Source organism: Rathayibacter tanaceti (genome assembly GCF_001634385.1).
GTDB classification, from domain to species: Bacteria; Actinomycetota; Actinomycetes; order Actinomycetales; family Microbacteriaceae; genus Rathayibacter; species Rathayibacter tanaceti.
In genome coordinates this window covers 1-6,371 of the sequence record NZ_LIIN01000144.1, presented here as the reverse complement: position 1 = coordinate 6,371, position 6,371 = coordinate 1, and the positions used below count along the sequence as shown (strand labels likewise).

The window sequence follows — 6,371 nt, the reverse complement described above, 5'->3', positions numbered from 1 at the left end:
ATGCGCAGCGCTCGCCCTGCTGGTCTGCTCGGTGACCGCGCCGGCTGCTCTGCGGGCGGCCCTGGCACTCCTGGTCTGGCTCGCGGCGCTGCGGCCCGGGCCGTGAGCGGGAGCGGCGACGGCCCAGCCGCGCTCGCTACAGTGGCGGCGGCACGCGCCAGAGAGCACCGGAGAGGCGACGACGATGACGCAGAGGGACGGCTGGATCTCGACGGCGATCTGGTGGCACGTGTATCCGCTCGGCTTCACGGGCGCCGAGCCCACCGCGGCGGAGGGACCGGGGCCGGGCGACGAGCCGCGGCACCGCCTCCGTGCCCTGCTGCCCTGGCTCGACGACCTCCTCGCCCTGGGCTGCAACGGGCTCCAGCTCGGCCCGGTCTTCGCCTCGAGCACGCACGGCTACGACACGGTCGACCACCTGACGGTCGACCCGCGTCTCGGCGACGAGGGCGACCTCGACGCGCTGATCACCGCCTGCCGCGAACGCGGGATCCGCGTGCTCCTCGACGGAGTGTTCAACCATGTCGGACGCGAGCACCCGTGGTGGCGGGCGGCCGTCGCGGCGGGCGAGGGGTCCGTGGAGGCGGCGCGCTTCTCGCGCAGCGACCGCTCGCACGAGGTCGACGGCCTCCGCGTCGACGTCTTCGAGGGCCACGACGCGCTCGTCGAACTCGATACGGGCAACCCCGAGGTTGCGGGGTACATCTCGTCCGTACTCGCGCACTGGCTCGAACGCGGGATCGACGGCTGGCGCCTCGACGCGGCGTACGCCGTCCCACCCGCTGCCTGGCGCGCCGCGATCGAGCCGGTCCGCGAGCGCTTCCCCGAGGCGTGGTTCGTCGGCGAGGTCATCCACGGCGACTACGCGGGCTACGTGCGCGAGTCGGGTTTGGACTCCGTCACGCAGTACGAGCTCTGGAAGGCGGTACGCAACTCCATCGAGGAGGCGAACCTGTTCGAGCTCGCCTGGTCGCTGGAGCGCCACGACGGCTTCGTCGAGGAATTCCTCCCGCTCACCTTCGTCGGCAACCACGATGTGACCCGCGTCGCGAGCGCCATCCGCGACGAGCGCCATCACGGCCACGCCACCGCGGTCCTCGGCTTCGTGGCCGGCGTCCCGAGCATCTACGCGGGCGATGAGAGGGGCCTGCGCGGGCTGAAGGAGGACCGGATCGGCGGGGACGACGCGATCCGCCCCGAGTTCCCCCGCGATCCGGCCGAGTGGCCGGGCGGCGAGGCGTACCGCGCCTACCAGGAGGTGATCGCGTTCCGTCGCCGGAACCCCTGGCTGGTCGGAGCGACGACCAGCACCGTCGACCTCAGCAACACGGCGGTGCTCCTGGTCGCCGCGGGGAGCGAGGGCCGGACTGCGCGGCTCGCCCTCAACCTCGGCGACGAGTCGGTGACCGTGGGCGGCGTCCTGGTCGCTCCGCACTCGTGGTCGCTGCACGAATGAGCCGTCGGCGCACGATCCGGTGTGGCGGTCGGAGCCGGGGGCGTGGCCGTCGGAGCCGGGGTCCTCTACGCTCGGGCTCATGCTGAGAGCGCCGCGGGAATCCGGCGGCGGACGAGGAGCGGCGATGCCGAACGAGACCGAGAGGCGCGAGCGCGAGTCCGCACCCCAGCCCAGAACCGGGCTCGAGGAGGCGCTGGCCGCCCCCGTCGACCCGGAGACCGACCCCGGACCGGGCGAGCGCAGCGGGCTGTCGAGCCGCATCGCCCAGGAACTGCTCGAGGACGGCTTCGGTCTCGACTCCGCCGGCGACCCTCCTCCCGCGCGTCCCGTCGAGGTCGACGACCCCGCCCGCTCGGTCGGCGACGACCCCGACGATCCGATCCACGGCTCGATGTCCGGCGAGTTCGAGCGCCGCTGAGCGCCGCCCCGCGTGGACCCGACCGCGGACGCCGCCGCGGAGTCACCCCTGGGCTCTGGCCCGCAGCTCGATGCCGATCTCGGTCGCATCGAGGGCGGCCAGGACCGAGGCCAGCACCTCGGCGTCGAAGGTCCCGTCGTCCCGTGCATCGAGCAGCGCTGAACGCTGCGCCGCGATCACGGCGAGCCGGCGCGGGCGGGCGGCCTCGAAGGCGGACCGACCCCGAGCCTCCGGACCCTCGACCGGAGCCGCCACCGCCTCTGCGCTCGTGCGCAGCAACTCGTAGACCCGCAGCTGCTCCGCGTCCGCCGCCGCGGCCCGGGCCTCCTCGTCGATGTCGGGCGAGATCCGCAACAGCAGGGGCCCGATCGTGCCGCCCTGAAGCAGGAGCGAGAGACCGGCGACCGCGAACGCGATCAGCACGAGCACTGAGCGCTGCGGGGTGTCCTCCGGCAGCGTCTGGGCGGCCGCGACGGTCACGGCCCCGCGCATCCCCGCCCACACCACGACCGCGCCGTCACGCCAGCCCAGCGGCTCGCGGACGAAGTACTCCATGTCGGCGAGCCAGCGCCGCAGCCGCACCGAGATGCGGTCGAGCTCCCGCTGCGACGGCCGACGCCGCCCGCTCATCGACTCGATCTTCTCTCGACGCCCCTCAGGGCTCGCCATCCGCTCGTGCAGACCCTCGACCCGTGGCCGCAACCGCTCGCGGCGGCGACCACGGCGGGCGAGCACGGCGAGCAGCGGAGCCACGTAGGCCGCCCGCACCAGCACCGTGATCAGCAGCGCCCCCGCGGCGACGAGCACCGCCGACCACACTCCCGCGTGATCCTCCTCGACACTGGTGACGATCGAGCGCATCTGGAGGCCCATCGTCAGGAACACGGCGCCCTGCAGCACCAGCTCGACCGTCCGCCAGTTCTGCGTGTCGGAGAGCCGGTTCTGCGGCGAGAGCTCGCGCGGAGCGCGGGTGCCGGTCACGATGCCCGCGACGACGGCGGCCACCAGGCCGGAGGCGCCGAGCGCCTCGGCGGGCACGGAGGCGAGGAAGGGCACCGTGAACGACAGGATCGTGTTGACCGTCGGATCGCCGACGCGCCGGCGCACGGCGAGATTCGCCGCTCCGACCGCGACTCCGAGAGCGACGGCGACCGCCACCGAGTAGGCGAACGAGCCGACGGCGCCCCAGAACGAGAAGCCCGCCGCCGCCGCGACGATCGCTGTGCGCAGCAGCACGAGGGCGGTCGCGTCGTTGAGCAGGCTCTCGCCGTCGAGCATCGCGATGACCCGCCGCGAGACAGAGGTTCCCTTGAGGATCGAGGTGGCCACTGCATCCGTCGGGCTGACGATGGCCCCCAGAGCGACGCCCCAGGCGAAGCCAGATCGGGCATGGCCAGGAGGAAGAAGAGACCGAGCACGAGCGACGTCCCCACCACGAGGAGCACCGAGAGCCCACTGATCGCGCCGAACTCGCGGCGGAAGTTCATCGCCGGCATCGAGACGGCGCTCGAGTACAGCAGCGGAGGCAGGATCCCCTGCAGCACCCACTCGGGCTCGATCGCCACCGGGCCGAGCATCGGGAGCAGGCTCGCGCCCACCCCGATCGCCACGAGCACGAGAGGGGAGGCGATGCCCAGGCGCGGGCCGACGACGGTGGCGGCGGCGATCACGACCAGCGAGGTCACGATCGCGACGAGAAGGGCGGTCACCCGCTCAGCCGGGCAGCCCGGCGCTCCGTCGTCACTGCGGGGCGACCGTCGGATCCGGACCGACGACTCCGGCAGCGACGTCGGCGAGGAAGTCCGGCCGAAGAACCCGGTCCTCGATGCCGACCGCGCCTGCGGTCCAGCCGGTACCGCGCGGATGCTCGGGGTCGAGCAGCACGTGGCCGGGCGTTCCCGAGCGGCCGAGCGCCGCGGCGACGCGTCCGCTCGGATCGTAGAGCGCGTGGTCGATCAGCGGAGCGTAGACGGCGTACTCCGCGAACTGCTCGCGCTCGCCGAGGAGCACGGGCAGCAGCTCCTCACCCTCGCGCAGCCCGTTGGGCCACCAGCGGAAGCGCTCGACCAGCTGGTGACAAGACGAGCACGACGGCGAGAAGAAGACGAGGTGGGTGGCGGGGCGCGAGAGCTCGGTGAGGGTCAGCCGCTCGCCGGCGGCCGTGACCAGCTCGAGCTCCTCCTGGTCGGCGCCGGAGGGAGGCGAGTCGCGCGCCGCCCGACGATCGCGCACGAGCACGAGGGTGACCGCCGCGAGGGCGGCGGCCAGGCCGGAGGCGACGGTCGCAGCGGGCGAGCCGCCTTCTTCAGAGGCGAGCAGGGCGGCAGGAGCGACGGCGCCCGCGAGCCCCGCCAGGGCGAGGGCGAGCAGGGCGCCGTTGCGCGCGACCGTCCGGCCGGTCATCCGCGCGGAGCCGAGCCCGCCGAAGCACTCGCAGTCGACCTCCTCCGGAGCCCGGGCAGCACGGATCGCCACCACCAGGAAGACCACGTCAAGCAGAGCGACCGGCACGAGCGCCGCTCGATGCAGCGGGGCAGGCGCCAGCACCACCGCCGCTCCGAGGGCGATCTCGACAACGGGGAAGCGCCGGCGAACCGCCGTCGGTCTCGGAGGATGCGCGGAACCCCGAGCGCTGCGAGGCTCGCCCGGAAGGCCTCGACGCGCCCGAGCTTCAACGCGCCACTGACGACGAGTACGGTGCCCGCGCACCACGCGGCGACCGCGAGAAGCGCATCCAGCATCCGTCGTCCTCCCCCTCGGCACTTGTGAACAGGACGCTACCGGCGCTCGCGCGTCGCCGGCGTCCGGGGCAGGGAACGGGGCGGTGGCGGCGCGATCAGGGCCCGCGAAGGCGGGCAGTGCAGAACGTGCGGAACCGGTGGTCCAGCGCTGCGCGACGCGTCCATGACGACCACTCACGGCGGCTTAGACAACCGAATCCGTCGATCGCGCAACCCGAGCGCTCCCGCCCGGCACCCTCCCGGCTGCGCGCGCTCGCCTCGCCGTACACTGCGAGAGGATCGGAGGGGCCATGCGAGGACGGCGGACGGGGCGGAGCCCCGGCGACGTGACCCCTGCCGGCACCACGACCCCTCTCGGCACCACGACGACCCCGTCCTCCGACTCCGTGCTCGACTCGGCCGACGATGTCGCCCCGGGGATGCGCATCGCCGCCGCCTGGTCGTGGCGCTTCCTCGCGGTCGCGGCAGTTCTCTATCTCGTCGTGCGGCTCGTCTCGATGCTGCCCGTCATCGTCGTTCCGGTGCTCATCGCCCTGCTGCTCACCGCCCTGCTCACCCCGCTCCGCGACCGGCTCGAGCGGCTGCACCTCCCCCGGCCGCTCGCCGTGCTCGTCTCGATCCTCGCGATGCTGATGGCGCTCACCGGGCTCGTCGGGCTCGTGATCGTGCAGTCGCGTACCGGCTTCAACGGAGTCGCGCGCGCGCGCTCGACGCGGTGGACGGTGTCGAGGCGTGGCTGCGGAGCCCGCCCCTCTCGCTCTCGGACGTGCAGCTCGGCGACTGGGCGCAGCGCGCGGTCTCCTGGGCCGACGCGCAGGCCGCGACCATCGCCTCCGGAGCGCTCGCCGTCGGCTCGCAGGTCGCCGAGGTCTTCGCGGGGACGCTGCTCACCCTCTTCTCGCTCATCTTTTTGCTGCTCGACGGGCGCCGGATCTGGCGGTGGATCCTCCGGCTGCTGCCGCAGCGTGCTCGCCCGGCGATGGAGCATGCCGGTGCGGCGGGCTGGCGCACTCTGAGCCAGTTCGTTCTCGCGCAGCTGGGTGTCGCCGCGATCAACGCCGTCGGCATCGGGATCGGAGCGCTGGCCCTGCAGCTGCCGCTGGTGGTGCCGATCGCGATCGTGGTGTTCCTCGGCTCGTTCGTGCCGATCCTCGGCGCGATCGCCACGGGAGCGCTCGCCGCGGTGGTGGCGCTGCTGTTCAGCGGGCCGGTGGCCGCACTGGTCATGATCGGAGTCGTGATCGTCGTGCACCTGCTCGAGGGGCACGTGCTGCAGCCGCTGATCCTCGGAACCGCCGTGAAGGTGCATCCGCTCGCCGTCGTCCTCGGCGTGGCGACCGGGCTCGAGGTCGCGGGGCTCGCGGGCGCACTGTTCGCGGTGCCGACGATCGCGACGCTGAACGCGGCGATCACCGCTCTGCGCACGCGCCCCGCGGGGACGGGGTGAGCGCGTTCGATCCTGGCGCGCGGCCGGGGTCGACGGTGCTCCCGGCTCTCGCGTGCCCGGTCTGCGGCGGCTCCCTCGCGCCCGACGCTCTGCCGCGACCCGGGTCGCTCCGCTGCCCGGTCGGGCACAGCGCCGATGTGGCCCGCCAGGCTACGCGTCCCTGCTGCGCGGCCGGCACGCCACGTCGGGCGACACCCCGGCGATGGTCCAGGCGCGGGAGGAGCTGCTCGGCTCCGGCCACTACCGTGCGATCCAGGAGGCGGTGGCCGCGGCGGTCCCGGACGGCGCGCGGCTCGTGGTCGGTCTGGG

At 73.7% G+C, this 6,371-nt stretch carries 5 protein-coding genes; 3 read left to right on the top strand and 2 right to left on the bottom strand.

The window, feature by feature from the left end; genetic code table 11:
- Positions 1-184: 184 nt before the first annotated feature.
- Positions 185-1,456, top strand: coding sequence for an alpha-amylase family glycosyl hydrolase (locus ACH61_RS13430; protein WP_068212904.1), 1,272 nt, complete (start codon positions 185-187; stop codon positions 1,454-1,456).
- Between the two features lie 124 nt (positions 1,457-1,580).
- Positions 1,581-1,874: a hypothetical protein gene (locus ACH61_RS13425; protein WP_068212901.1), complete on the top strand. Its 294-nt coding sequence runs from the start codon at positions 1,581-1,583 to the stop codon at positions 1,872-1,874.
- Between the two features lie 42 nt (positions 1,875-1,916).
- Here ACH61_RS13425 and ACH61_RS13420 read toward each other — a convergent pair whose 3' ends face one another.
- Together ACH61_RS13420 and ACH61_RS13415 are read right to left on the bottom strand one after the other, a co-directional pair.
- Positions 1,917-3,203, bottom strand: a complete 1,287-nt coding sequence (locus ACH61_RS13420; protein ID WP_330220176.1) for a cation:proton antiporter domain-containing protein — start codon at positions 3,201-3,203, stop codon at positions 1,917-1,919.
- Between the two features lie 411 nt (positions 3,204-3,614).
- Positions 3,615-4,583, bottom strand: coding sequence for a TlpA family protein disulfide reductase (locus ACH61_RS13415; protein ID WP_269085084.1), 969 nt, complete (start codon positions 4,581-4,583; stop codon positions 3,615-3,617).
- Between the two features lie 747 nt (positions 4,584-5,330).
- On the opposite strand from ACH61_RS13415, the gene ACH61_RS17025 reads away from it, so the two are divergent.
- The gene (locus tag ACH61_RS17025) at positions 5,331-6,062 is read left to right on the top strand and encodes an AI-2E family transporter (RefSeq protein ID WP_068212895.1); all 732 of its coding nucleotides are present in this window, start codon (positions 5,331-5,333) and stop codon (positions 6,060-6,062) included.
- Positions 6,063-6,371: the final 309 nt, after the last annotated feature.